Origin of the sequence: Vibrio sp. 1CM24A, from assembly GCF_023161725.1 — a bacterium.
GTDB lineage: Bacteria > Pseudomonadota > Gammaproteobacteria > Enterobacterales > Vibrionaceae > Vibrio > Vibrio coralliirubri.
The window spans coordinates 69,102-91,943 of record NZ_JALNTS010000011.1 but is presented as its reverse complement, the minus strand read 5'-3'; the positions used below and the strand labels follow the sequence as shown (position 1 = coordinate 91,943).

The window sequence follows — 22,842 nt, the reverse complement described above, 5'->3', positions numbered from 1 at the left end:
ACCCAAAAGCATCGCGAGCTATGTTATCCGATTGGCTACAAAAACACACACCACGTCTGGTCACACCTCAATGCCACCTGTGCAAACTCGATAAACTGCCCAGTGATACACATCCTCGATGGTGCAATTCTTGTCTCAAACTCTTTGAGCCAGTGCCACGCTGTCAGCGATGTGGCTTAAAAGTAGTCACCACTGTCGAACAATGTGGCGAGTGCTTATCAAAACCACCGCCGTGGCATCGTCTCTATTGCGTTGGGGACTACACCTTCCCAACAGCAGGTTACATTCAACAAATGAAGTACGCCGAAAAGTTTTGGTTTGCACGTGATCTATCTAAGCTATTGGCTTCACGTATCGAGCATCCTGCTCCGCTGATCACCAGCGTGCCGCTGCATTGGCGCCGATACACTCATCGCGGCTTTAATCAAAGTCAGCTGCTAGCCAACTACACGGCTCAAGAGCTTGGCGTTAAAAGTGATGTGTTATTTCGTCGAATTCGCTCAACGGCTTCCCAGCAGGGGCTGACTAAATCCGCACGATTACACAATCTAAAGAGCGCTTTTGCGCTGCGAAAACAAGACTTTCAAGGAACTATCCCCTCTCACGTCGCGATAATTGATGATGTTGTAACCACCGGCAGTACTGTGTATCAATTATGCCAATTACTACTTGAAGTGGGCGTTAAAAGGATTGATATTTACTGCATCTGCCGCACTCCTGAGCCCTCTGGATAAAAGCTGTGAATCACTACTTGTACAGCAATCCAACAAAAAAGGGCTGAATTACAAATCTGACAGGAGTAGAATGGCGCTAATAACCTACAAATCTACTCAGGTATTCGTCGTGTCAAATATTACTATTACAGAAACAGCTCAAACTCACTTTGCCAATCTGCTGTCACAGCAGCCTGAAGGTACAAACATTCGTGTGTTCGTGGTAAATCCAGGCACACAAAACGCTGAGTGTGGTGTTTCTTACTGCCCAACAGATGCTATCGAAGCGTCTGATACAAAGCTTTCTTTCGAAGCATTCTCTGCATACGTAGATGAGCTAAGCCTACCATTCCTAGACGAAGCTGAGATTGACTTCGTGACTGATAAAATGGGCTCTCAATTAACGCTTAAAGCACCAAACGCTAAAATGCGTAAAGTATCTGATGATGCACCACTTGTAGAACGCGTTGAATACGCAATCCAAACACAGGTTAACCCACAGCTTGCTGGTCACGGTGGTCACGTTAGCTTGGTTGAAATCACTGAAGACGGCGCTGCTATCGTTGCATTCGGTGGCGGCTGTAACGGTTGTTCTATGGTTGATGTAACGCTAAAAGAAGGCATCGAGAAAGAACTTCTTCAACAATTCGAAGGTGAACTGACTGCTGTTCGTGATGCAACTGAGCACGATCGTGGTGAGCACTCTTACTACTAATTACTCAGTTAGTATGAATCGCTGATTAAAAGGTTGATGCGCAAGCATCAACCTTTTTTGTTTTAGGGCTAAGTGGATACGCTCCCCCTATGCTCTTGTATTCCTGAACGAAATAACCAGAATTCTCGGTTGGTTACCATCTTGAGTAAGGTATTCAAGTGATCGCAATCGGTTCCTGCTCTAATAATTCTAGGATATGAAAACTCGGATCTAGGAACTCAACGTCATTTCCCCTATATTAGAATGACTTTATAAGAAAGAATTCCAATGAGCTAAGGAGCGAGCGCAATGACAAAAAGGACCAAGCCAGAGATTTTGGCTCAGCAAACTGTCGCTCAATCAAAACTATTCTCTATCGAGTCTCTCGATTTACGCTTTTCAAACGGCGAACAGCGCACTTACGAACGCATGAAGCCTAGCGGCCGCAACGCAGTAATGATGGTTCCGATTACTGAACAAGGCGATATTCTGTTGGTACGTGAATATGCAGCGGGCACAGAACGCTATGAACTGGGTTTTCCTAAAGGGCTTATCGACCCAGGTGAGCAGCCAAACGAAGCCGCCGTTCGCGAACTCAAAGAAGAGATTGGCTTCGGTGCCAACAAGCTGACTCCGCTGAAGGAAGTGATCCTTGCACCCTCTTACTTCTCTAGCAAAATGACGCTGTTTATCGCAGAAGACCTCTACCCAGAAAAGCTAGAAGGTGATGAGCCAGAGCCACTCGACATTGTGCGCTGGCCACTTGCTCAAGCCGAAGAACTGTTAACACATCTCGATTTCTGTGAGGCTCGTAGTATTACAGCCCTGCTTTTAAGCCTTCGTGTATTAAACAATAACTAGAACATTCAGGCTCGCTCTAAGAGTAAGAGAACATTTATGCCAATAACAAAAGATTTGTCTCACCTCCTACCCTCTGTCATTGAGATTGCTCGCTCTGCTGGCCAACTCATCTTAGAGATCTACGAGAAAAAAGATTACGAAGAGTTCACCAAGAGTGACGACACACCTGTCACCAGTGCCGATCTAGCAGCGCATAAGCTGATCTCGAAAAAACTCAGTGAGCTCACGCCTGACATTCCAGTGTTGTCTGAAGAAGCCGCGGACATCAGCCTAGAGCAACGTTCTCAGTGGGATCGCTACTGGTTGGTTGACCCACTGGATGGTACCCAGGAGTTCATCGCACGAAGTGGTGATTTCGCGACAATTATCGCCCTAATCGAACATAACAAGCCAGTAATGGGCGTGGTATACGCACCCGTTTCTGGTGTGAGCTATTACGCTTACAGTGGCAAAGGCGCTTGGAAGATCCCAGACCTTAATGACAGCGTGAAAATCAAAACGCATCGTCACGAGCTGCCAAACCAGTCAATCGCCATGGCGATCAGCCGTCGCCAAGACATCAATCGCATCACTAGCCGTATGAGCTCAGCATGGAATTATGATTTGGTTCCTCTAGGCTCAGCAGCGCTTAAGGCATGTTTAGTGGCAGAAGGGGCTGTGGATTGTTATCTGCGCCTTGGACCAACCGGGGAGTGGGATACCGCCGCAACCCAGTGCATTGTTGAAGAAGCTGGCGGACGTATCTTAAGTACTCAGCTAGAGCCGCTTTCGTACAATGAAAGAGAAACGCTAGAAAACCCGAACTTCATTGTACTCGGTGATGCAGATTTACCGTGGGCAGAGATCTTACAAGGCAAAGACTAGGCGAATTTGCTTCGCTGTAGCTCTAATGATTCAAACAAAACGGGCACCTCAATGAGGTGCCCGTTTTTTATATCTCGTAATTTAGTAACCCTTAGCTGTTTAGCTAAAAACGCCCTTGATAAGTAAACTGGTACTTACCTTGGCTATCAGGGTTGCCCAACCACTTCAGCTGACTCTGCATCGCTGGCGGGAATTCCGAACCCGGCTTAAACCATGCTGCCGACGTATAGCGTTGGTTAGGTGTTACGCTCGCTGAGAACTCACTGTCTACCTGATCGCTCTTCTGAGTGCCTTTCGCTGCAATTGTGCTGTCTTCACAGGTTATGTCCGCAATCACAGGGCCAAGGTCTAACGAACCAACAGGAGAGTCGACTGCGGCACCAGACCAAGCCAATGTACCTTCGCCAGATTGACACCAAGGCTGAGCGTGAACCGCATGCTTAATCGTCAGTTCAACTTGCCCACCAATAGAAACCGGTACTGGAATGGCTGGAGCGTATTTCATCACGTTCATAGCAGGCATTGAAGCCACTAAGTTCTCTGCATATGCGCCGCTCATGCTGTACCCGACACGCCCTTTACCTGACAAGTTCATGTCGCTGTTACGACCAAAACGAACCGCCAGTTCTGCTTTAGCTTGGAATAGCTTAGAAAACTGGAAGTCCCACTGCACTGAACCGTAATTGATGCGCTGCCACACGATATTGTTAGCGCTGCCTTGCCAAACGGTGCCCTCTACGCCTTCGATACTCAAACCGCGCACAGCAGGTGCCTGCTTTAGAGCAAAAGAAGCCGGCAAGTGCAGCAACAAGCTAACCGAGAAAAAGACGATAAAGATGCCACTGAAGAGCAGGCCATACTTAAAAGATAAACCGCGTTTCACATTAACCTCGTTTAAACTGTAGTCGGTTGACGTCAATAACCCCAGGGTTATCAGAGCGATCAATATCCATAAACTCGACCTCAACACCCTGTTTTTCTTTCAGATATGTTAGCCAGTCAACGAACTTATTAAAAGGCACTGGTTTTACCCACACTTGCAGCATCTCGCCCCGTGGTTGCACACGTATCAGCTCGATATTAAAGCGACGCATAGAAGCAGGCACAGATTGGTTCAGAGGTTGACTGGCACTAATGCCACCACTGCCTCGTAGTTCAACCACTTCATTGGCTTTATTGGTTACCCAAGCCAGTAGTTGCTTCTCGCTTTGAATACGAGTCTGCGCGAGTTCAGCTCGCTGACTGAGTGGCTGGATTAGCCCCCAATAAACGACACCGACCACCAATAGAATTGAGCAACCAATAACTAATCGTTGCTCTCTTTGACTTATTGAAGTCCACCACGCTTGGAGTGGCTCAATCATATTTCTCATCACTGATCTCCTTACGCAGGTTATTGATGGGGTTTAAGAGTAAAGCTGCCAAATACGGCATCGCCATTACGGTTTAACGGACCTTGTTCGACGGTAAATTTCTCTTCGAGCTTCACTCTTGCGGTCTCAAAATGTTGGAAGTCAGAACTTTTCGCCTGTAGTCGAATCTCAGAACGATTGCCATCGTAGCGAATGCTTTCGACTTCAATTGATTTCACCTGACCTAGCGTTTCTGGCAATAACGCTAGCCAGCCTAGTAAGGAGTCACCCTCGTCTGAACCGCCATATTTCTTGGCTTCATCGTTCATCTGACGCTTAAGATAGCTCACTGTTGGGATACGTTGTTTACCTGGGAGCACTGCTCTGAAAATACGTTCACTCTCCATGCGGTAAGCTTGTGCTTGAGCTTCGTATTGTTGAACCTTCAACACTTGTTGAGTCACAATCACAGCCACCAGCAAACAAGCAGCAATCGCCACTTTCTGCCAAACGCGCCAATATTTACTGAATGAAGATTTGGTTTTAAAAGTGCCAGTCAGTAAATTTACGCCGCTTGTGATCGCTTGCTGGCTCAGCAAAGACATCACTAATTCCGCAGGCTTTGCTTGCCAATTCGCACCGCTTTGCTGTTGAACGTCATCGCTCGGCATTGCGGTGTAGCTGAAGATAGTCGTCGCTTGCTCTTCGTCATCAGCAACAACCCAATCACTTTGCAAAAACATCGGTAACCATGCTTCGCTGATCGATACGGCTTGATAGTTACCTTGATGTTGAGAGTTACCCTGGCGTAATAGCCAATGCTGGTCGATCTGCAATGCACTGATGCCTTGCTCTTCAAAAGGCACGGCCAGTGTATCTGGCAAAACCTTACGGAAGATAATATTGGCTTCGCGAAACAGGTCTAACGCTTGCTTTAACCATTCACGATCGACACCACACACTGTCGCGTGCGTTGCGTCTTTATCTAAAATCGTCAGGTGTAAGTCTTCGATATCTTGTGCGACTTCGTCTTCTAATAAAAACGGCAGCATAGAATCGAACTGGCGAGCAGCACCTTTCGGGATCTCAACACGCTTAATTAAGCATTCATTTCCCGGCAATAAAGCGATACAGCTGCGCTTTTCAGCGTAAGGCGTTAACTCATCAAGCTGCTCCCAGCTAGACAGTTCGCCACTTGCTATCACTTCTTGTTGGCTTGTCGACCAAACTAACCACTGCACAGGGCTTTGTGGTTCGCTACTCAGTCGAACGGTCAGAAACTCGCTCACTGATTCCTCCAAAACGACGGCGTACTACCGTCACTGTTTCTCGATTACTACTATAGAAAAGCGTCCGTATACGTACACGTGACTGCTCAACTAATACCTCTGCATCTAGCTCAAAATAGGCGCTATCTACAGTTAAATATGCTTTCGCTTTTTTGCTGACTTCGGCACTCACACCCACAATGGCAGGTTCAGCCATAAACGCATCCACCGTATCCCAGCCATCGAATGGGCGTTTGTCTATCAGCTGTTTGGCATCCGATTCACTTAAGCCGGGGGCAAACATCGCTTCCAATAACGGCGCCTGCTTTTCCGTAAGAGTATTCACATTCAAACGGAAATCATCGCTCGGCAGAGCACAAACAAAGGGGCGAACCTTATTCATCACCTCTCCCGTGACTTGATAAACCGCTCGTAGCTCGGACTCATCCGCCATTAAGCCATTCGCTGCCAAATAAGATGGCTTCATCGCCTCATAAGTACTGTCTTCGACACCTGCTGAAGAGGTGGTTCGGGTATCACTATCAACAAATTCCCAGCTTGAATGTGCGATAACCTCGGCCTGATAAGGCTCAACGTCTTGGTTTTCCAACAAGGTTTGCCAAACCGTAATTAAATAAGGCGTTTGGTTACTTGAAGTCGTCGTCACACCAGCCAACGCATTGAGATTAAAACACGCCTGAGCATCAACGATACGGCCTTTAACTTGACCATAATCCAATGGGTATACCTGTTCTTCTAACGCCCATGGTTGACTCAAGTTGACGGTATCACTGTCTTTGTAGCTTTGCCTAATGCCGTCTTGCACCAGCGCTTCTACGCCAATGCTGTACCAATAAGCCTGTTGGTAATTCAGTTGATTACCAACGCGCTTGAATTGCGTAAACAGACGTTCCGACATACTGCCAGCGATAGTTGCCATGATCGCCAATAGCATCAGGATAATGATCAGCGCGACACCACTCTGCTTGCGCCCCATGGCAGATCTTGTCAGTACAAGCTTATTAGTTCGATGAGTCATTATTCCCCTCATTACTACTTGAAGAGTCACTGTTTGAAGAATCATCGGCCTGATCTAGCGTGCCACCAGGGGTGAGATAAATACGCTCTATCTCGCCATAATCTTTCAAGGTTAGCTTTAACCTTACCGCTTTCGGTAGAGATTTGTCGGTTTGCCACTCTTTACCCCAGCGGCTTCCGTCATAAAACTCGAATTCCAAGCTTTCAACATCATCAAGCAAAGGCGTAATCACACCTTCTTGACCTGCAGGGGTATCGGGGTAACGCCACCACACACGCTCAAGCGTTTCTTCTTTAATGCGGTAACCCACTTTGGTGACTTCTCCGCGAGGAAACTGCTGTTGTGGGTTATGCCAGCCAAGGCGAGTAAACATGATGCCAACGCTGTCGGAATCCAGTAAATACTCTTTAATTAAGATCAGCTTAGATGATGCTTCTTCACCGTTGGTGCGAAATTGTCGTACCGCCATCTGGCGAAAATCATTATCTAAAATGACTAAGCTACGTTGCAGTTGATTTAAACGAGCACTGCGCTCGATTGAAAGCTCGTTGCTGCGCTGAACCTGATTTACTACCTGATAAGCCGCCATGCTTAACGTGGCAAAGATAGCGATCGAGACCAAAACCTCAATTAAGGTAAAGCCTCTCCCTTTCGAAGATAGTCCTTGTTTACGAGGCACACGTTTATTGGCGGACATGCTCTTACTTAGCGACTTGCTCTGAGCTAACGACACGCTTTTAATTAACCACATAACTGCGCACCGTGACCACTGGAGAAGCTTGTTTACTGGTTGCCACACTCACATCAAACGCCTTTAATAAATCATCGCTAGTATCGATTGGCGTGACCTTCCAAAACCACTCTCTCTCGGCCAACTCTTGTGTGCCCTGCGCTTTTTTTAGCTTCTCAGGATGCAGCATCACCAAAGCCATTTGATTATCAACGACCATCGCAGCGAAGGTTTTTTCTTCTAGATAACTGAGGGTATTGATGTGCTGAGTGACAGCACGAATCACACTGATCGCCGCAGTCGCAAAGATAGCGAGTGCAACCAATACCTCAAGCAGCGTCATTCCTCGAGAACCAAGGGGCATACCACGAGAACGATAAGGAGAACGGTTATTCCTCTTCATCTTCTTCTCCCGGTTCTAGCAGTCGAATCACACCATTGTCCAATACTCGAATACGCCAACCATCTTGTATGGTGTCTCCGGTATTTGGATAAAACGACAATACAAATGGCGTCATTTCAGCACTCGACAAGATGTAGATCTGTGGTGGTTTCGGCTTCTTTTCCTCTTCAAGATCAGCAAACATATCTTCATCAAACAAGCTTCCTGGATTGAACAACCGATCATCGTCTTCCCATGCGCCACCACCTAGGGTCAGTGACAATGCGAGTTCTTCCGGTAGTTCAGTTAAAGAGGGGATTTTTTCAAAATCGACTTCTTGCCAGCCTTCAGATTTAAGCGCCATCAGTACATAGGTCGATTTCTTTTCATCAACTCGAACGCCAAAATCTAAACCGCTCAAAATAGCCTCTTCATTGAGTAATTGAACTCGCTGATAAAAGCTTTGAGCGTATTTTTTAGCAACATCTTTGCTATTGGTAGGAATGGTCGCGATCACCGCAACCGCCGTTACTGACAGTAATACCAACACCAAAAGAATCTCAATCAAGGTGAAACCTGGCTGTATTTGCTTAGTTTTCACCTTGTAGACTCCATCTGTTTACGTCCTACCATCAATAACGTATCAAGCAACAATAAGCAGAAGCCTATTGAAAGTCTTGCATGTTCCAGTTGCCGATATCCGCAGCAATACCTTCACCACCTTCTTGGCCATCAGCACCAAGAGTGAAAATATCGATAGTGCCGTTATCACCAGGGCTTAGGTATTGGTACTCGTTACCCCATGGGTCGTTTGGCAGACGCTTGATGTAGCCACCGTCACGGTAGTTGCGAGGCTCTGGGCTGCTTGGCTTAGAAACCAATGCATCAAGACCTTGATCCGTTGTTGGGTAAACGCTGTTATCCAGTTTGTACATATCTAGCGCGTTCTCTAACGCCACGATATCAGTGATGGCTTTTTGTTGATCGGCCTTCTCTTTGTTACCCAATAGGTTAGGTACAACAAAGCTCGCCAATACGCCAAGGATAACCACAACAACCATCACCTCGAGTAGAGTAAAGCCTGATTGTTTCTTCATTCTGTTTTTCATTATTTTCTCCAAATTACAGACAGCGAGTTGAAGGTAATAGTGTCCTTCTTCTCGATAATCCAAAAACTAACGTCTTTTGAGCAGTCATTTAGCCGCTCATTAAATTATTCATTTCAAGCATCGGCATTAAGGTCGCCATCACAATGAACAGCACTAGGCCTGCCATCAAAGCGATAAGTGCTGGTGTAAAGATACCTAACGCGATATTCACGGTCGATTCAAAGCTTTGGTCTTGGTTGTCCGCCGCTCTTGTCAGCATTTGCTCTAACTGACCACTCTGCTCACCACTGGCGATCATATGCAGCATCATTGGAGGGAAGAGTTTGGTTTGATCGAGTGCTTTACGCAGGCTCGCCCCTTCTCTAACGCTATCTGACGCCTGTGTTACTTGCTGTTTAACATGGTGATTCGACATCACATCGACCGCTACTTTCATCCCTTCAAGAATAGGAATCGCACTCGAAGTACAGATAGAGAGTGTTCGTGCAAAACGAGAGGTATTAATCCCTTTCGCGATTTTGCCGATTAGTGGAATGCTTAATAGCTTGCGATCCCAACTCATGCGAACACCCGGCTTTTTCAGCGCGGTCTTAATCAATACAATCACACCGATGATCAACAACAGTAATTGGATGCCCCAATTCTGGATAAATTCACTCGATGCCAATAAAAATTGCGTCGATTGAGGAAGTTCTTGGCCCATTTGGATAATAGGCTCAACGATCTTAGGTACCACGGTTGCCAGCAGGAACGAAACAATCGTCACCGCAAACACCACCAGCACCACAGGGTAGATCATCGCTTGCAGCAACTTAGAGCGCATCTTCTGACGGTTTTCTGCGTAATCGGCCAGTCGCTCCAATACCGCATCTAAGTGACCCGATTTCTCACCAGCTGCGACCATAGCTCTAAACAGTTCATCAAAGATGTGAGGGTAATCAGCCAAGCTATCCGCTAGCGAATAACCTTCCGTCACCTTCGAACGAACCGCCAGTAACATGGTTCGAATACGAGGTTTTTCAGACTGTTCGGCAACGGCTTTCAAGCACTCTTCTAGCGGCATGCCTGATTGCACCAAGGTGGAAATTTGGCGAGTAATCAAAGCAAGGTCTGGCGTGCTGATACCACGCTTAAAGCTGGTCGAAGGCTGAGCACCTTTCGCTGTTTTAGCTTTAGCTTCGGTCATCTCAACCGGCATCAAGCCTTGTTCTTTTAAGCGCTGGCGAGCTTGACGAGCGTTATCCGCTTCAATCGAGCCCTTTTTACTTTTACCCTTGGCATCCAGTGCTTTGTATTCAAATGCCGCCATACTAGACTTCCTTGGTCACGCGCATCACTTCTTCTAGGGACGTTACCCCTTTCAGAACTTTGCTCAAGCCATCATCTCGAATACTTGGTGTTGTGCCACGAATTGCTTTCTCAATTGCCTGTTCACCAGCTTCACTGTGAATCAGCTCTTGTACCGAATCGTCAATCATCAATAGCTCATGAATACCGGTACGGCCTCGATAGCCTTTGTGGCTGCAGCTTTCACACCCTTTGGCATGGTAAAGCGTCAGGCTGTCTTTCTTCTTCAACCCAAACAGTTTTTTCTGCTCTTTATCCGCTTCATAAGGTTCTTTACAGTCGTTACACAGGGTGCGAACCAAGCGCTGAGCCAAAACACCCAGCAGTGAAGAAGAGATCAAGAAGGGTTCGATGCCCATATCACGTAGACGCGTAATCGCACCGATTGCCGTATTGGTATGCAGAGTCGACATTACTAAGTGACCGGTCAAAGAGGCTTGAACAGCGATCTCTGCAGTCTCTAAGTCACGTATCTCACCAATCATTACCACATCCGGGTCTTGACGAAGAATGGCACGTAAACCACGCGCAAAGGTCATATCAACCTTAGGGTTCACTTGTGTTTGGCCAATACCATCGATATCGAATTCGATTGGGTCTTCAACGGTTAGAATATTTCGCTCGTTGCTGTTGAGCTCTTGCAGGCCAGCATACAAAGTCGTTGATTTACCAGAACCTGTAGGGCCGGTAACCAAGATAATACCGTGTGGGCGCTGAATAAGCTTACGGAAGTTTTCGTGGTTCTCGGCCGTCATGCCTAAACTGTGCAAGTCTAGACGAGTAGCGTTCTTATCCAACAGACGCATTACCACACGCTCACCGTGCGAAGACGGCATGGTTGATACACGAACATCGACCGCTCGGCCACCGATACGCAGAGAAATACGACCATCCTGTGGCACGCGTTTTTCCGCAATATCCAATTTAGCCATAACCTTCACACGCGAAACTAACAGCGGAGCCAATTTACGACTTGGCGCTAACACATCACGTAACACACCATCAATACGGAAACGGATAGACAGTGACTTCTCGAAGGTTTCGATATGAATATCCGAAGCGCCTTCTTTAATCGCCTCACCCAACATCGCATTGATTAACTTGATGATTGGCGCATCGTCTTCCGATTCGAGCAAGTCTTCATCTTGTGGCAACTCTTCTGCTAATGAGAAGAAATCGTCGTTGTCGGCACCAATGTCTTCCATTAGCTGACGAGCTTCCGACGAGTCACGCTGATACGCATCGGTTAATTTTTTATCAAATTCGTCTGCGCTGATCGCTTGTGGCGTGAAGCCATTTTTCACCACACGGCTTACTTCAATGATCGCCGCCGATTTTAGAGGCTCCACGTAATAAAGTACCGGCGCACGCTCTGGGTGCTGATATTCCAACACCATCTTGTAGCGATTCGCAAAGCTAAACGGCAAGCGCTGATAAGTACGTGCCGCCCCTACCAATTCAGCCATTATTCTGTTTCCATTTGATCGATGAAGGCTTGGATTTCAGCCGGGTGATTCATATCGGCACCAAATTTAGGCAATACCGGGATGTTATCGTCATCCAACAGTTTCAGACCTTGCTCTGCCTTGTACAACTGCTCAGCTCGGATGAAGTTGTATTTACGCTGAGTGATACCATCCGCCGTCATGCCATCACGAATGATGGTTGGCTTAATGAATACCATTAGGTTCTTTTTCTCAACCTGAGTGCTGGTAGATTTGAATAAGTGCCCTAGCACTGGGATATCACCCAAGAATGGTACTTTAGACTCACTCTCTAATGCACGCTCGTCAATCAAGCCACCAAGCACCAACATTTGGCCATCTTGAACAATCACCGACGTATTCAATTGACGTTTAGCAAAACGCACATCAACCGCACCGTTTGCGCCTAATACGTTCGATACTTCTTGTTCAATATTCAGCTGAACAGAATCGCCTTCATTGATTTGTGGGACCACTTTCAGTTTGATGCCCACTTCTTTACGTTCAACCGTTTGGAATGGGTTATCGTTACTTGAACCCGCCGTCGAGCCTGTCAGAACGGGAACCTCTTCACCCACAATGAATGACGCTTCGCCGTTGTCCATTACCGTGATACTCGGAGAAGATAGGATGTTGGAATTTGAATCGGTGGCTACCGCACTGATCAAAGCTGTCCAGTCCCCCATCACCACGCTCATGGCTGCACCATTAACACCTGAAAGTGCAGAAGCTAAGGTTGAATAGTCACCTTCTTCAGTGGTAGTTTCATTTCGTAGGAATTTTCCGTCAGAGTCATAAACAGCGGTGGTTGTCGTAGAATCTTTTGCTTCTTCTAGGCCAACCATCACGCCACCAATCGACGCACCAGTGTTGCTGTACTGGATCATTGCACCCGTTTCTAAGTTACCCCACTGCACACCAAGATTAACGCCGTCACCTTCTGCCATTTCGACAATCAAGGCTTCGATCAATACCTGAGCACGACGGATATCGAGTTGAGCGATCACATCTTGCAGGGCATTCATGATGTCTGGCTGTGCAGTAATAACCAAAGAGTTGGTATCACTGTGAGCTGAGATCATTACTTGGTTGCGTTGCGATGAGCTGCCTTTGGTTGATGACTGCTTCTCTGATTGTAGGTTGTCCGACACGCCTTTCAGCACATCAACAAGATCTTCTGCTTTTGCGTATTTAAGGTAGATTACTTGGTTGTTACCCTTAGTTGCCATTTCGACATCAAGCTGCTCGATAAGCTTTCTTAATCGGCTACGAACCTTAGGGTCACCTGAAATCAGAATCGCATTGGTACGCTCATCCGCAACCAATTTAGGCTGTAGAAATGCAGGCGTATTCTTCGCATCTGTGGTTTTGCTTAGAGCGTCAACAATGCGCACCATCTCTGCCGCTGAAGCGTTCTTTAGCTCAACAACTTCAATCTCTTTATCACCTGCTTGGTCAACACGCTTGATGATTTCAGCTAAACGGTTTACGACCGCCGCTCGGCCTGTAATGAGGATGATATTGGCTGGGTCGTAGTGCACAACGTTACCCGCGCCAGCATTGTCGTTCAGTTGACGAAGCAGAGGAGAAAGTTCACGAACCGAGACATTACGTACCGTCACAACACGGGTAACTACACTGTCGCCAGTGATCGAATCACGGTCACCGACGACTGGAATTGCCGAAGTTTTCGAATCTTTGGCTTTGATGATCTTAAGAACACCCGAGTCCATTTCGACGACCGCGTAGCCATACACCTCTAATACATTTAAGAAGAAGCTGTAATATTGCTCTTCATTCAATACGTCGTAGCTGCGTACATCGATTTTTCCGCGCACCGATGGATCAACGATGATGGTCTTCTCTAGGTTACGACCAACAATATTAATAAACTCTTGAATATCAGTGCCTTTAAAGCTGGCACTAAAATCACTCGCGATGGCTGCGGGTGTGCAGATTAAGCTTCCTGCCAATAACCATGCACTTTTCTTAAACCAATGCTTCACGTACTTCTCCTACACTTTCGTCCTTCGTTAGACGCAAAGTTTTAAAATTCAATAAACACTTCATGTTGTTGACCATCTCTCTCGACGACGAGGTTTAGCTCTGTCAGCTCTGAGATAGAACGGAATATGTTGCCCATAGCGGCGGGGTCAGTCAGGTCTTGACCATTTAACTGAGTAGCAATATCTCCGTTTTGGAGCCCTACTGAGTTAAAAAGTTCTGAATCTTTGCCAGGGCTCACACGATAACCAATAACGCTATCATCGCGCTTCACCTGAGACAGTCGAACATATTGGAAGATTTGTTGCGGATCTTTCATTATCTTCGCTTTAATTTCATCAAGCTTCTCTTCTGCAGAAGCCGGGTTATTACCACGAACTGAAGAAGAGCTACGAGGTGCTGCAGGCGCTGATACCGCTAAGCGCTTGTACTCAATGCCTTCAAGCATCAAGGTTTCGTCTCGTCCTGAGTTATCAATGATCACGCGATCGATTAATACCGCTTTTAGCTTGGCTCGAGTGCCTTCAATCTCTTCATTAATACCATAGGTCGCTTGCGTGCCGCGATTGGCGATCACCGCTAAGCTCAGTTTTGGATTCGAGCTCGCTACTGCACCCACTAAAACGAGATTTAATCGCGTCTTAGGCGCATCTTGGATAACTTGCTGTTCAACCACAGCGGGCGTGCTTGGGTTGTAAGCACCAAACATGTTGCTCTGCTGCAAAGAAGAGATATCAAGGGTCGATTGAGGTGCTGAAGATGATGAAGCGGTTGCTGCCCAAGGCGCGACAGTTTGCTCAGCAGGTTCGATAAACCATGCAAGCTGTCCTAAAATCCATGCGGAAGCTGCAATCAATACACAACAGGTCGCTAAGCTTAGTTTCTGCTGAAGTACAAATCCATTCTCTAATAAGCGGCTCAACATAGGAGAACTCCCCACGCGATTTTTGAGCTCTAAAAAGTTCACTTTCCTAGTCCCTTTTCATGACGACAAACGCTGCAAATCATTAAACTTTCAGCTTTTTTATTCATTCGTTCGATACCAAGCTTATTTAAGCAATAAGATCCTGAACTATATCATAGCAAATCGATAAATCGGCATAACATGGCTATTTTGTATTATGACTTGAAAAAAATGCTAACCGCCTCCACTTTAAGCTTCTACTTAATGTGATAAGCATCATCAAAAACATGTTGCGCACTGTTCATTACAGTTAAACCGCATTCATTTCTCACTTAATAAGGCACAGCCCTATATGAAAACTGCTAATGAAGCTGTCAGACTCGATAAATGGTTGTGGGCAGCTCGTTTTTACAAAACCCGGTCTATTGCTCGCAACATGGTCGATGGTGGCAAAGTCCACTATAATGGTCAGCGCAGCAAGCCAAGTAAGATTGTCGAACTTGGGGCTGTGATTACACTGCGCCAAGGTAATGAAGAAAAGACGGTAACGATCGAGAAAATCTCAACCCATCGTGGTGGAGCCCCGATCGCTCAAACCCTCTATGAAGAAACCACCGAAAGCTTGGCAAAAAGAGAAGAGTTTGCACAACAGCGCAAGCTAAATGCTCATAGCCCAGCACCAGAACGTCGCCCAGATAAAAAGCAACGTCGTGACATCATCAAGTTCAAGACTCAATAAGCTAGAAGGAATAGCCAAATGGCAGACCCAATGTCTACAAGTAATGTTTTAAATCGCTACCTATTTGAAGACCTATCAGTACGTGGTGAATTGGTACAGATGGACGAAGCGTACCAACAGATTATTTCTAGCAAGGAATACCCAGCTCCAGTACAAAAGCTGTTGGGTGAGCTACTGGTTTCAACGACGCTACTAACGGCGACCCTAAAGTTTGAAGGCTCTATCACGATGCAACTGCAAGGTGACGGCCCAGTATCTCTAGCAGTTATCAATGGCGATCACGATCAGAAGATCCGTGGTGTTGCTCGCTTTGAAGGCGATATCGCAGACGACGCAGGTCTACACGACCTAATGGGTAAAGGTCACCTAGTGATCACCATTGATCCTAAGAAAGGTGAGCGTTACCAAGGTATCGTTGGTCTTGAAGGTGACACGCTTGCACAAGTGCTTGAAGGCTACTTCGCTAACTCTGAACAGCTTAAGACTCGTCTATGGCTGCGCACTGGTGAGCATGAAGGCAAAGCACACGCTGCAGGTATGTTGCTACAAGTAATGCCTGATGGTACTGGTACTCCAGACGACTTCGAGCATCTAGAGCAACTAACAGATACAGTGAAAAACGAAGAGCTATTCACTCTAGAAGCGAACGAACTGCTTTACCGTTTGTACAACCAAGAGAAAGTACAGCTATTCACACCACAACCGGTTGAGTTCTTCTGTGGCTGTTCACGTGATCGAAGTGCAGCAGCAATCATTACTGTTGCTCAAGAAGAGATCTACGACATCCTAAGCACCGAAGGAAGCGTTGGTCTACACTGCGATTACTGTGGCACAAACTACTCGTTCGACAAGAATGATGTTGATGCACTGTACGCAGAAGCAGCAGATAAAGGCAGCAATACGGTTCATTAATTTACGGCGTACCAAAAACACGTAATTTACCCCAAAAAGGTCAGCACTCAGCTGGCCTTTTTTGTGATCAAAATAGCGCAAACTCCGTAACATCTCGTAATAAAATCACCGCTTAATTTTAATCAATTAATAATGTTCTCGCCCCTAGCGCAAAGGTTTGCGTACAGGATAGACTAGTTGGGCCAATATGTGACGAGACGCTTAAAACCCCATGGTTAATATGGATATTTTTTGAGCTGTATCCCTGTTTCCCCCGAGTCTCGTTGCTAGCATGGTGAGCAGATAACAATAAAAAATTAATACAAAATCCCTACAAAATATCCTACAAGGAGCACCTATGACCGTTATGGAACATACAAAGGCTGCACAAATTGATCTAACTAAGCACGGACTGACTGGCGTTACTGAAGTTCTTCGTAATCCTAGCTACGAGCAGTTATTCGTTGAAGAAACACTGCCAGGTTTGGAAGGCTACGAAAAAGGCGTAGTAACGGAACTAGGCTCTGTTGCGGTAGACACTGGTATCTTTACTGGCCGCTCACCAAAAGATAAGTACATTGTTAAAGATGACACGACCCGCGATACCATGTGGTGGTCAGATCAAGGCAAAAATGACAACAAACCGATTACAACTGAAGTATGGAATGAGCTGAAAGAGCTTGTGACAACTCAGCTATCTGGCAAGCGCCTGTTTGTCATCGACGGTTATTGTGGTGCTAACCCTGATACGCGCTTAAGTGTACGTATTATCACTGAAGTAGCGTGGCAAGCGCACTTCGTTAAGAACATGTTCATTCGTCCAACTGACGAAGAGCTAGCAACGTTCGAACCTGATTTCGTGGTAATGAACGGTGCTAAAACAACTAACCCTAACTGGGAAAAGCAGGGACTAAACTCTGAAAACTTCGTTGCTTTCAACCTAACAGAGCGCGTTCAAATCATCGGTGGTACTTGGTACGGCGGTGAGATGAAGAAAGGCATGTTCGCAATGATGAACTACCTACTTCCTCTACAAGGCATTGCTTCAATGCACTGTAGTGCAAACGTCGGCGAGAAAGACGATGTAGCCATCTTCTTCGGCCTATCTGGTACAGGTAAAACAACGCTTTCAACCGACCCTAAGCGTGAGCTAATCGGTGATGATGAGCACGGTTGGGACGACGATGGCATCTTCAACTTCGAGGGTGGTTGTTACGCGAAGACTATTCGTCTATCTAAAGAAGCAGAACCTGAAATCTACAATGCAATCCGTCGTGATGCACTACTAGAGAACGTAACGGTTCGTGGTGATGGTTCTATCGATTTTGATGACGGTTCAAAAACTGAGAACACTCGTGTTTCTTACCCGATTCACCACATCGACAACATCGTTAAGCCAGTATCAAAAGCCGGTCACGCTCAAAAGGTTATCTTCCTGACTGCTGATGCATTCGGTGTACTACCACCCGTTTCTAAACTGACTCCAGAGCAAACGAAGTACCACTTCCTATCTGGCTTCACTGCGAAACTAGCGGGCACTGAGCGTGGTATTACTGAACCAACACCAACGTTCTCTGCGGCATTTGGTGCGGCATTCTTAACTCTTCACCCAACTCAGTACGCTGAAGTGCTTGTGAAGCGTATGGAAGCGGCTGGCGCTGAAGCTTACCTAGTGAACACAGGTTGGAACGGTACTGGTAAACGTATCTCTATCCAAGATACTCGCGGCATCATCGACGCTATCCTAGATGGCTCAATCGACAACGCTGAAACTAAGGTTATCCCTATGTTTAACCTAGAAGTTCCGCTAGCGCTACACGATGTTGACCCAGCGATCCTTGACCCACGCGATACGTACACTGACCCTCTACAATGGGAAAGCAAAGCGAAAGATCTAGCAGAGCGCTTCATCAACAACTTTGATAAGTACACTGACAACGCTGAAGGTAAATCACTGGTTGCGGCTGGCCCTCAACTGGACTAACCCAATCATCTGCTCGGGCTTAGCCAAAAGCGAACGCCCAATTTAAAGTGATATTTTTGTAGCAAGCCCCTCTTTTGAGGGGCTTTTTTGTTGCTGCTTGCCCCTTTTTGTTCCACTCTGTTTTGAGACTATTGAAATTTAAGGCTTTCAGGGAATGAAAAAGGTATTCATGGTGTTCGGCATTGTGTTGGCTATCGCCGTTGCAACTATCGCAGCGCTGCTATTAAGCCTGCAGACCCAATACCGTGCGGATGTTGCTAACTTTTTTATCAAACACACGATTGAACAACCTGTACTCATTGAAGATGTTGAGTATCAGGCGCCTTATCACATCACCTTAATGGGCATTACCCAAAGCCAACCCGAAAAGCAGACACCTCTGTATATCGACAAGATCGATCTTTGGTTCAGCCCCAGCTCGATGACAGAAGCCAAACTGGTCTTTGACTCTGTTTTGATCAGTGGCCTGCAATTAGAAGCAGACGATCTAAGAACATTGACATCTTTCTTTAGCCAACCAAACATCAAGCTCCACCAACTGGCCATCAACAATCTCGACTTTTCAACGCCAGAGTTTAATGCGCGAGGCATCGACCTGCAGATCTCCGACCCAAAATGGAACAACGACAGCTCACTGTTACCTTATGGAAAAACCCAACTCTCTGCCTCACAACTGTATTGGCAAGGTGAAGCATTCGATAATCTGTTGATTGATCTAGACCTCAAGCCGAGTGACAGCACCCTTTATGGTGCTTCGTTTGACTGGCGTGGCGCCAAGATTTCCGGACAAGCAGAGCAGTATCAACAAGATTGGTCGTTGGTGAACGTGACCGTCGATGGCTTACGACTCAATCAGAAACAGACCCAAAGCCTACTAGGCAAAGAATGGGATGTGGCAGGTATTCAGATCAATCACATCAATAGCTTAGATATTCTACGTAGCGACGTAGAGTGGCAAGATGGCCACCTCGCAGCCTTTGATGCCTCACTAGAAAATATCCAACTACCTTTTGAAATCTGGAAGCAGCAGAAAGCCATTTTCTCTCTGCAAGCTGAAGGAGTGACCATTGATGATGACATGTTCATCGGGCCAAGCCTCAAGCTCAACCTAGAAGCAAACCAGATTCTGATTGAGGATTTCTATACTCAATTCCTGCAGGGCACTGTGCAACTCAATGGCGAAATAACACCTAGCAGCATTGAATTAGCGCAACTCGACCTGCAAGGCATAAAATGGATTACTGAAAGCCAATATAAAAACCTCCCTGCTACTCGCCTAATCCCTTGGCTCACACAACTCCAGAGCATCGAGGTTAGCCGACTTAACATAGAACGCAGTCAACTCATCCAACTCGCACAACAACCTTACTGGCAGGTCTCAGGGTTACATGTTGAGGGGCATCAAGTTCAATTGCTGCAAGATAGAAAACTAGGTTTGTGGCAAGGAAAGCTAATGGCGAGCGCCAATGATGCCAGCTACCAAAACATTGTAAGCGCTCAGCCAGTGATGGAAATGAATAGCGAACAAGGGAAATGGACGCTGACACGTCTGTTTGCACCTCTCAGAAATGGCTACATTGAAGCCAATGCGACACTCGGCTTTAACCAAATCAGCAAGCCATGGAGCTTAGATATTTCTGCCGATGGGTTACCTATTGCGCCTATGCTGCAGCGACTCGAATTGCCACTCGATGCAACCGGTTATGGCGAATTCGAACTTCAAGCTTCAGGTTTATATGGCGACTCACTGATGCTGGGCTATTCGACCACAGGTCAACTCACTGGTAGCGTTCGCCAAGGCGTGATGACCTTTAACGACAGGCTTTCTGAAACTTCAACCGATAACGTATTCGAGATCCCAGAGCTCAATGCCAATTTTGACCGTGGACGCTTCACTCTCGAACCGATGCACATTATTGGTGCATCGGCAGCAGAGCAAGGCGAACAAAGGATTCAAACGCTCAATGGTGAGGTTTCTGGAGAGCTCGACTTGCTTAAAGCCGAGCAACACACCCTATCGATTACCCTATCGGACACATGCCATCAAATCTCAGGCAAGCTCACCCAAGCGGAGTATTCGGAGATTAACGACTGCCAACAAAAAAGCGCCACTCCTCAGGAGTAGCGCTTTCAATCAATAATTCTATCTATCATCAAGCGAGCGTGAAGTTATTCACTCGTCTTACTATCCGTCGATAGTATTTTCTTATAATCAGGGATCAGCATATAGGTACCGGTAAACTCTACCGCTTCCACATCGCCGCTGTGAATGGTCACGTGAATGATGATACGTGCCTTTCTGCCTGACGCGAGGCGGTCTAAATCACCACTGATACCGTCTAACGAAGTAGAGGCAACAGGGTTTTGCTCAACCGGATGACGATAACGAATATTACTGTCTGCCAATACGATATCACCGGTCAGGCCACGCTCTTTCATCAGTAACCACGTCATACCCCAACCCGTTAAAGTCGCAAGCGTAAAGGCGGAGCCTGCAAACATGGTGTTATGCGGGTTCAAATTAGGATTCAGTTGAGCACTACACTCAAATTGGTAACCTGTATATTGGTTAATCTTGATGCCCATCTTGTCACTGATCGGGATCTGATGCTCCCAGCGCTGCTGCAGCTCATTACACCATTCAGGTTTGCGCAGTACATCCGCCATTGGGTCAAGGTGCTTAACCATTTGTTGGTGACGCACTGGGCCACGTTGGTCGTTAATCTCACCGCGACGTTCAAATTCATTCTTCTCATAGAATGAGATCGCATCTTCACGTGCATTACACACCAAGCGCTTAGCGCCCTCTTGACGCGCTAATGACTCTAGCGCAACCAAGATCAGTGAGCCCATGCCTTTGCTTCGGCGAGAGTTCTTCACCGCCATGTAGCGGATCTGACCTTCTAGATCTGGGGTGATATACAGACGACCAATCGCCATCGGGCGACCACGGCCATCAACAATCATACGATGGTGACTCATTGGGTCATATTCATCGCGCTCAGAACCTACCGGCATTCGCCAAGGTTCACGGAGCATCTGCCAACGAAAATGGTAATACTTGTTTAGCTGATTTTCGGTGGTTGGTGTTATGAGTTTAAACATGCTTATTCCTTTAAGCCTAAACCTGCAGCCAGAATGTCACTGGGCCATCATTAACCAAAGACACTTTCATGTCGGCAGCGAATCGGCCACGTTCCGTTGGCAACACTGATTCACACTGGTCAGAGAAATAGTTGTAAAGACGCTCAGCATCTTCTGGGTGAGCACCACGAGAGAACCCTGCTCGTGTTCCTTTCTTGGTATCGGCTGGCAGAGTGAATTGAGACACCACTAATACCTTACCTTCTACCTGCTTCACGTTGAGGTTCATTTTATCGTCTTCATCTCCAAAGACACGATAAGTGGTCACTCGTTCCATTAAACGTTTGGCTTTGGCTTCGTCATCACCTTTTTCAACACCTAACAGAACCAATAAGCCTTGCTCTATCTCGCCAACTACTTCGCCATCAACACGGACGGCAGCTTCACTTACTCTCTGGATCAGTGCTATCACTGTTGTTTCCTTGCTCTGTGATTTTGTATTTATCCGACGAGTGTACCATTTCTTTCGAGTCACTCCACTGTTCCTGCTCACCCAATGCAGCCGTCACCTCAGCACCCACCAACACAATCAACCAGCACAAATACACCCAGACAAAAAGAATGGGAATCGCCGCTAATGCGCCATAAATCAATTGGTAAGAAGGGAATTGAGTAATGTAAGCCGCGAAGCCTTTCTTACTGAGTTCGAACAACAGAGCCGCAACCAGAGAGCCCGCTGCCGCATGAGAAAAGTGTATCTTTTTGTTGGGAACCAACAGATACAGACCGAAAAACGCAAAGAATGAGGTAATCAAAGGGAGCTTGCGAATCACGGTATTAAAGGCACTCGATACGACTTCGTTTTGTAACAAGTTCAATGATGTCACATACGACGTTGCAGCAATGCTCGCCCCAATCAAAATAGGTCCAAGCGTGAGCACCATCCAGTACATTGAAAAGGACAACACAGCCCGACGCTTTTCTGTTACTCGCCAGATGTAGTTAAGGTTCTTATCGATGTTGGAGATCAGCATCAATGCTGCAATGAATAAGAACACACTACCCACCGCCGTCATTTTTCCGGTATTGGCAACGAACTCTAACAAGGCACCGTGTACAGCATCCCCAGACGCAGGAACAAAGTTGGTAATAACGAAGTTTTGAATCACGATACCAACATCAGCAAAGATGGAAAATGACGACAAGATAGAGAGCAAAACTGTCAGCATCGGAACGATCGAGAGCAAGGTAATGTATGCCAAGTAGCCCGCATTCACATTGACTCTATCGTGCGTCATCCGCGCCAAAAGATAGCGAGAAAACTGAATACTGAGTGTGGCGACCTTTTTTATCTTCAACTTGTAACTCCCTTGTAACTCGTTCATAGTCCTAA

Annotated in this window: 23 protein-coding genes; 8 read left to right on the top strand and 15 right to left on the bottom strand. The window is 46.6% G+C overall.

Going from position 1 to position 22,842, the window contains the following annotated elements; translation table 11 throughout:
* Positions 1–20 precede the first annotated feature (20 nt).
* The 4 genes from MSG38_RS24040 (at position 21) to cysQ (ending at position 3,132) form a co-directional block, all read left to right on the top strand.
* Positions 21–734: a ComF family protein gene (locus MSG38_RS24040; protein ID WP_348983508.1), complete on the top strand. Its 714-nt coding sequence runs from the start codon at positions 21–23 to the stop codon at positions 732–734.
* A gap of 109 nt (positions 735–843) precedes the next feature.
* Positions 844–1,428, top strand: a complete 585-nt coding sequence (gene nfuA / locus MSG38_RS21315) for a Fe-S biogenesis protein NfuA (protein ID WP_029405734.1) — start codon at positions 844–846, stop codon at positions 1,426–1,428.
* 288 nt (positions 1,429–1,716) lie between these two features.
* Positions 1,717–2,268 (top strand): ADP compounds hydrolase NudE, encoded by a 552-nt coding sequence (nudE, locus tag MSG38_RS21310; protein WP_019826462.1) that lies wholly within the window; start codon positions 1,717–1,719, stop codon positions 2,266–2,268.
* A 36-nt stretch (positions 2,269–2,304) separates the two neighbouring features.
* Positions 2,305–3,132, top strand: a complete 828-nt coding sequence (gene cysQ, locus MSG38_RS21305; protein ID WP_048612454.1) for a 3'(2'),5'-bisphosphate nucleotidase CysQ — start codon at positions 2,305–2,307, stop codon at positions 3,130–3,132.
* 103 nt (positions 3,133–3,235) lie between these two features.
* Here the strand turns inward: cysQ and MSG38_RS21300 are convergent, their stop codons facing one another.
* The 12 genes from MSG38_RS21300 to gspC form a co-directional block, all read right to left on the bottom strand.
* Complete coding sequence (locus MSG38_RS21300) at positions 3,236–4,015, bottom strand: type II secretion system protein N (RefSeq protein WP_050619720.1); 780 nt, start codon at positions 4,013–4,015, stop codon at positions 3,236–3,238.
* A 1-nt stretch (position 4,016) separates the two neighbouring features.
* Positions 4,017–4,505 (bottom strand): type II secretion system protein M, encoded by a 489-nt coding sequence (locus MSG38_RS21295; protein WP_019826466.1) that lies wholly within the window; start codon positions 4,503–4,505, stop codon positions 4,017–4,019.
* Between the two features lie 20 nt (positions 4,506–4,525).
* On the bottom strand, positions 4,526–5,773 hold the full coding sequence (gene gspL, locus MSG38_RS21290) for a type II secretion system protein GspL (protein ID WP_248402542.1): 1,248 nt from the start codon (positions 5,771–5,773) through the stop codon (positions 4,526–4,528).
* The gene (gspK, locus tag MSG38_RS21285) at positions 5,742–6,791 is read right to left on the bottom strand and encodes a type II secretion system minor pseudopilin GspK (RefSeq protein WP_248402541.1); all 1,050 of its coding nucleotides are present in this window, start codon (positions 6,789–6,791) and stop codon (positions 5,742–5,744) included. The genes gspL and gspK overlap by 32 nt, the downstream gene beginning before the upstream one ends.
* Positions 6,775–7,542, bottom strand: coding sequence for a type II secretion system minor pseudopilin GspJ (gene gspJ, locus MSG38_RS21280; protein ID WP_065675965.1), 768 nt, complete (start codon positions 7,540–7,542; stop codon positions 6,775–6,777). Before gspJ ends, gspK begins: the two co-directional genes overlap by 17 nt.
* On the bottom strand, positions 7,529–7,924 hold the full coding sequence (gspI, locus tag MSG38_RS21275) for a type II secretion system minor pseudopilin GspI (protein ID WP_048607624.1): 396 nt from the start codon (positions 7,922–7,924) through the stop codon (positions 7,529–7,531). Before gspI ends, gspJ begins: the two co-directional genes overlap by 14 nt.
* Positions 7,911–8,504 (bottom strand): type II secretion system minor pseudopilin GspH, encoded by a 594-nt coding sequence (gspH, locus tag MSG38_RS21270; RefSeq protein WP_050652108.1) that lies wholly within the window; start codon positions 8,502–8,504, stop codon positions 7,911–7,913. The genes gspI and gspH overlap by 14 nt, the downstream gene beginning before the upstream one ends.
* Positions 8,505–8,568: 64 nt before the next feature.
* A complete protein-coding gene (gene gspG / locus MSG38_RS21265) occupies positions 8,569–9,012 on the bottom strand; it encodes a type II secretion system major pseudopilin GspG (protein ID WP_017062485.1) in 444 nt (147 codons plus the stop codon).
* A gap of 88 nt (positions 9,013–9,100) precedes the next feature.
* Positions 9,101–10,321 (bottom strand): type II secretion system inner membrane protein GspF, encoded by a 1,221-nt coding sequence (gene gspF / locus MSG38_RS21260; RefSeq protein WP_017062486.1) that lies wholly within the window; start codon positions 10,319–10,321, stop codon positions 9,101–9,103.
* Between the two features lies 1 nt (position 10,322).
* Positions 10,323–11,825 carry a type II secretion system ATPase GspE gene (gene gspE, locus MSG38_RS21255; RefSeq protein ID WP_248368845.1) on the bottom strand — a complete coding sequence of 501 codons (1,503 nt, stop codon included), beginning with the start codon at positions 11,823–11,825 and terminating at the stop codon, positions 10,323–10,325.
* The gene (gene gspD, locus MSG38_RS21250) at positions 11,825–13,849 is read right to left on the bottom strand and encodes a type II secretion system secretin GspD (RefSeq protein ID WP_048607616.1); all 2,025 of its coding nucleotides are present in this window, start codon (positions 13,847–13,849) and stop codon (positions 11,825–11,827) included. Before gspD ends, gspE begins: the two co-directional genes overlap by 1 nt.
* 41 nt (positions 13,850–13,890) lie before the next feature.
* Positions 13,891–14,772 carry a type II secretion system protein GspC gene (gspC, locus tag MSG38_RS21245; protein ID WP_059021855.1) on the bottom strand — a complete coding sequence of 294 codons (882 nt, stop codon included), beginning with the start codon at positions 14,770–14,772 and terminating at the stop codon, positions 13,891–13,893.
* A gap of 331 nt (positions 14,773–15,103) precedes the next feature.
* On the opposite strand from gspC, the gene hslR reads away from it, so the two are divergent.
* The 4 genes from hslR to MSG38_RS21225 all read left to right on the top strand — a co-directional run bounded on the left by hslR (position 15,104) and on the right by MSG38_RS21225 (position 20,490).
* Positions 15,104–15,490, top strand: a complete 387-nt coding sequence (gene hslR, locus MSG38_RS21240) for a ribosome-associated heat shock protein Hsp15 (RefSeq protein ID WP_248402540.1) — start codon at positions 15,104–15,106, stop codon at positions 15,488–15,490.
* An 18-nt stretch (positions 15,491–15,508) separates the two neighbouring features.
* Entirely contained in the window at positions 15,509–16,402 is an 894-nt protein-coding gene (hslO, locus tag MSG38_RS21235) for an Hsp33 family molecular chaperone HslO (RefSeq protein WP_019826486.1), read from the top strand.
* 337 nt (positions 16,403–16,739) lie between these two features.
* Positions 16,740–18,365, top strand: a complete 1,626-nt coding sequence (gene pckA / locus MSG38_RS21230; protein ID WP_248402539.1) for a phosphoenolpyruvate carboxykinase (ATP) — start codon at positions 16,740–16,742, stop codon at positions 18,363–18,365.
* Between the two features lie 154 nt (positions 18,366–18,519).
* A complete protein-coding gene (locus tag MSG38_RS21225; protein ID WP_248402538.1) occupies positions 18,520–20,490 on the top strand; it encodes an AsmA family protein in 1,971 nt (656 codons plus the stop codon).
* Positions 20,491–20,534: 44 nt separating this feature from the next.
* On the opposite strand, the gene MSG38_RS21220 is transcribed toward MSG38_RS21225, so the two are convergent.
* From MSG38_RS21220 to MSG38_RS21210, 3 genes are read right to left on the bottom strand one after another with little or no spacing between them, the layout of a single operon-like run.
* Entirely contained in the window at positions 20,535–21,470 is a 936-nt protein-coding gene (locus tag MSG38_RS21220) for a bifunctional GNAT family N-acetyltransferase/hotdog fold thioesterase (protein ID WP_248402537.1), read from the bottom strand.
* Between the two features lie 16 nt (positions 21,471–21,486).
* A complete protein-coding gene (gene dtd / locus MSG38_RS21215; RefSeq protein WP_004735590.1) occupies positions 21,487–21,921 on the bottom strand; it encodes a D-aminoacyl-tRNA deacylase in 435 nt (144 codons plus the stop codon).
* Complete coding sequence (locus tag MSG38_RS21210; RefSeq protein ID WP_248402536.1) at positions 21,893–22,834, bottom strand: virulence factor BrkB family protein; 942 nt, start codon at positions 22,832–22,834, stop codon at positions 21,893–21,895. The genes dtd and MSG38_RS21210 overlap by 29 nt, the downstream gene beginning before the upstream one ends.
* Positions 22,835–22,842: the final 8 nt, after the last annotated feature.

What these genes read in the sequence shown, in the direction of transcription:
- MSG38_RS24040 (WP_348983508.1), top strand. Translation starts at nt 21, where the DNA reads ATGTTATCCGATTGGCTACAAAAACACACACCACGTCTGGTCACACCT.
- nudE (WP_019826462.1), top strand. Translation starts at nt 1,717, where the DNA reads ATGACAAAAAGGACCAAGCCAGAGATTTTGGCTCAGCAAACTGTCGCT.
- cysQ (WP_048612454.1), top strand. Translation starts at nt 2,305, where the DNA reads ATGCCAATAACAAAAGATTTGTCTCACCTCCTACCCTCTGTCATTGAG.
- MSG38_RS21295 (WP_019826466.1), bottom strand. Translation starts at nt 4,505, where the DNA reads ATGAGAAATATGATTGAGCCACTCCAAGCGTGGTGGACTTCAATAAGT.
- gspK (WP_248402541.1), bottom strand. Translation starts at nt 6,791, where the DNA reads ATGACTCATCGAACTAATAAGCTTGTACTGACAAGATCTGCCATGGGG.
- gspJ (WP_065675965.1), bottom strand. Translation starts at nt 7,542, where the DNA reads ATGTGGTTAATTAAAAGCGTGTCGTTAGCTCAGAGCAAGTCGCTAAGT.
- gspI (WP_048607624.1), bottom strand. Translation starts at nt 7,924, where the DNA reads ATGAAGAGGAATAACCGTTCTCCTTATCGTTCTCGTGGTATGCCCCTT.
- gspG (WP_017062485.1), bottom strand. Translation starts at nt 9,012, where the DNA reads ATGAAAAACAGAATGAAGAAACAATCAGGCTTTACTCTACTCGAGGTG.
- gspF (WP_017062486.1), bottom strand. Translation starts at nt 10,321, where the DNA reads ATGGCGGCATTTGAATACAAAGCACTGGATGCCAAGGGTAAAAGTAAA.
- gspE (WP_248368845.1), bottom strand. Translation starts at nt 11,825, where the DNA reads ATGGCTGAATTGGTAGGGGCGGCACGTACTTATCAGCGCTTGCCGTTT.
- gspC (WP_059021855.1), bottom strand. Translation starts at nt 14,772, where the DNA reads ATGTTGAGCCGCTTATTAGAGAATGGATTTGTACTTCAGCAGAAACTA.
- hslR (WP_248402540.1), top strand. Translation starts at nt 15,104, where the DNA reads ATGAAAACTGCTAATGAAGCTGTCAGACTCGATAAATGGTTGTGGGCA.
- hslO (WP_019826486.1), top strand. Translation starts at nt 15,509, where the DNA reads ATGGCAGACCCAATGTCTACAAGTAATGTTTTAAATCGCTACCTATTT.
- pckA (WP_248402539.1), top strand. Translation starts at nt 16,740, where the DNA reads ATGACCGTTATGGAACATACAAAGGCTGCACAAATTGATCTAACTAAG.
- MSG38_RS21225 (WP_248402538.1), top strand. Translation starts at nt 18,520, where the DNA reads ATGAAAAAGGTATTCATGGTGTTCGGCATTGTGTTGGCTATCGCCGTT.
- MSG38_RS21220 (WP_248402537.1), bottom strand. Translation starts at nt 21,470, where the DNA reads ATGTTTAAACTCATAACACCAACCACCGAAAATCAGCTAAACAAGTAT.
- MSG38_RS21210 (WP_248402536.1), bottom strand. Translation starts at nt 22,834, where the DNA reads ATGAACGAGTTACAAGGGAGTTACAAGTTGAAGATAAAAAAGGTCGCC.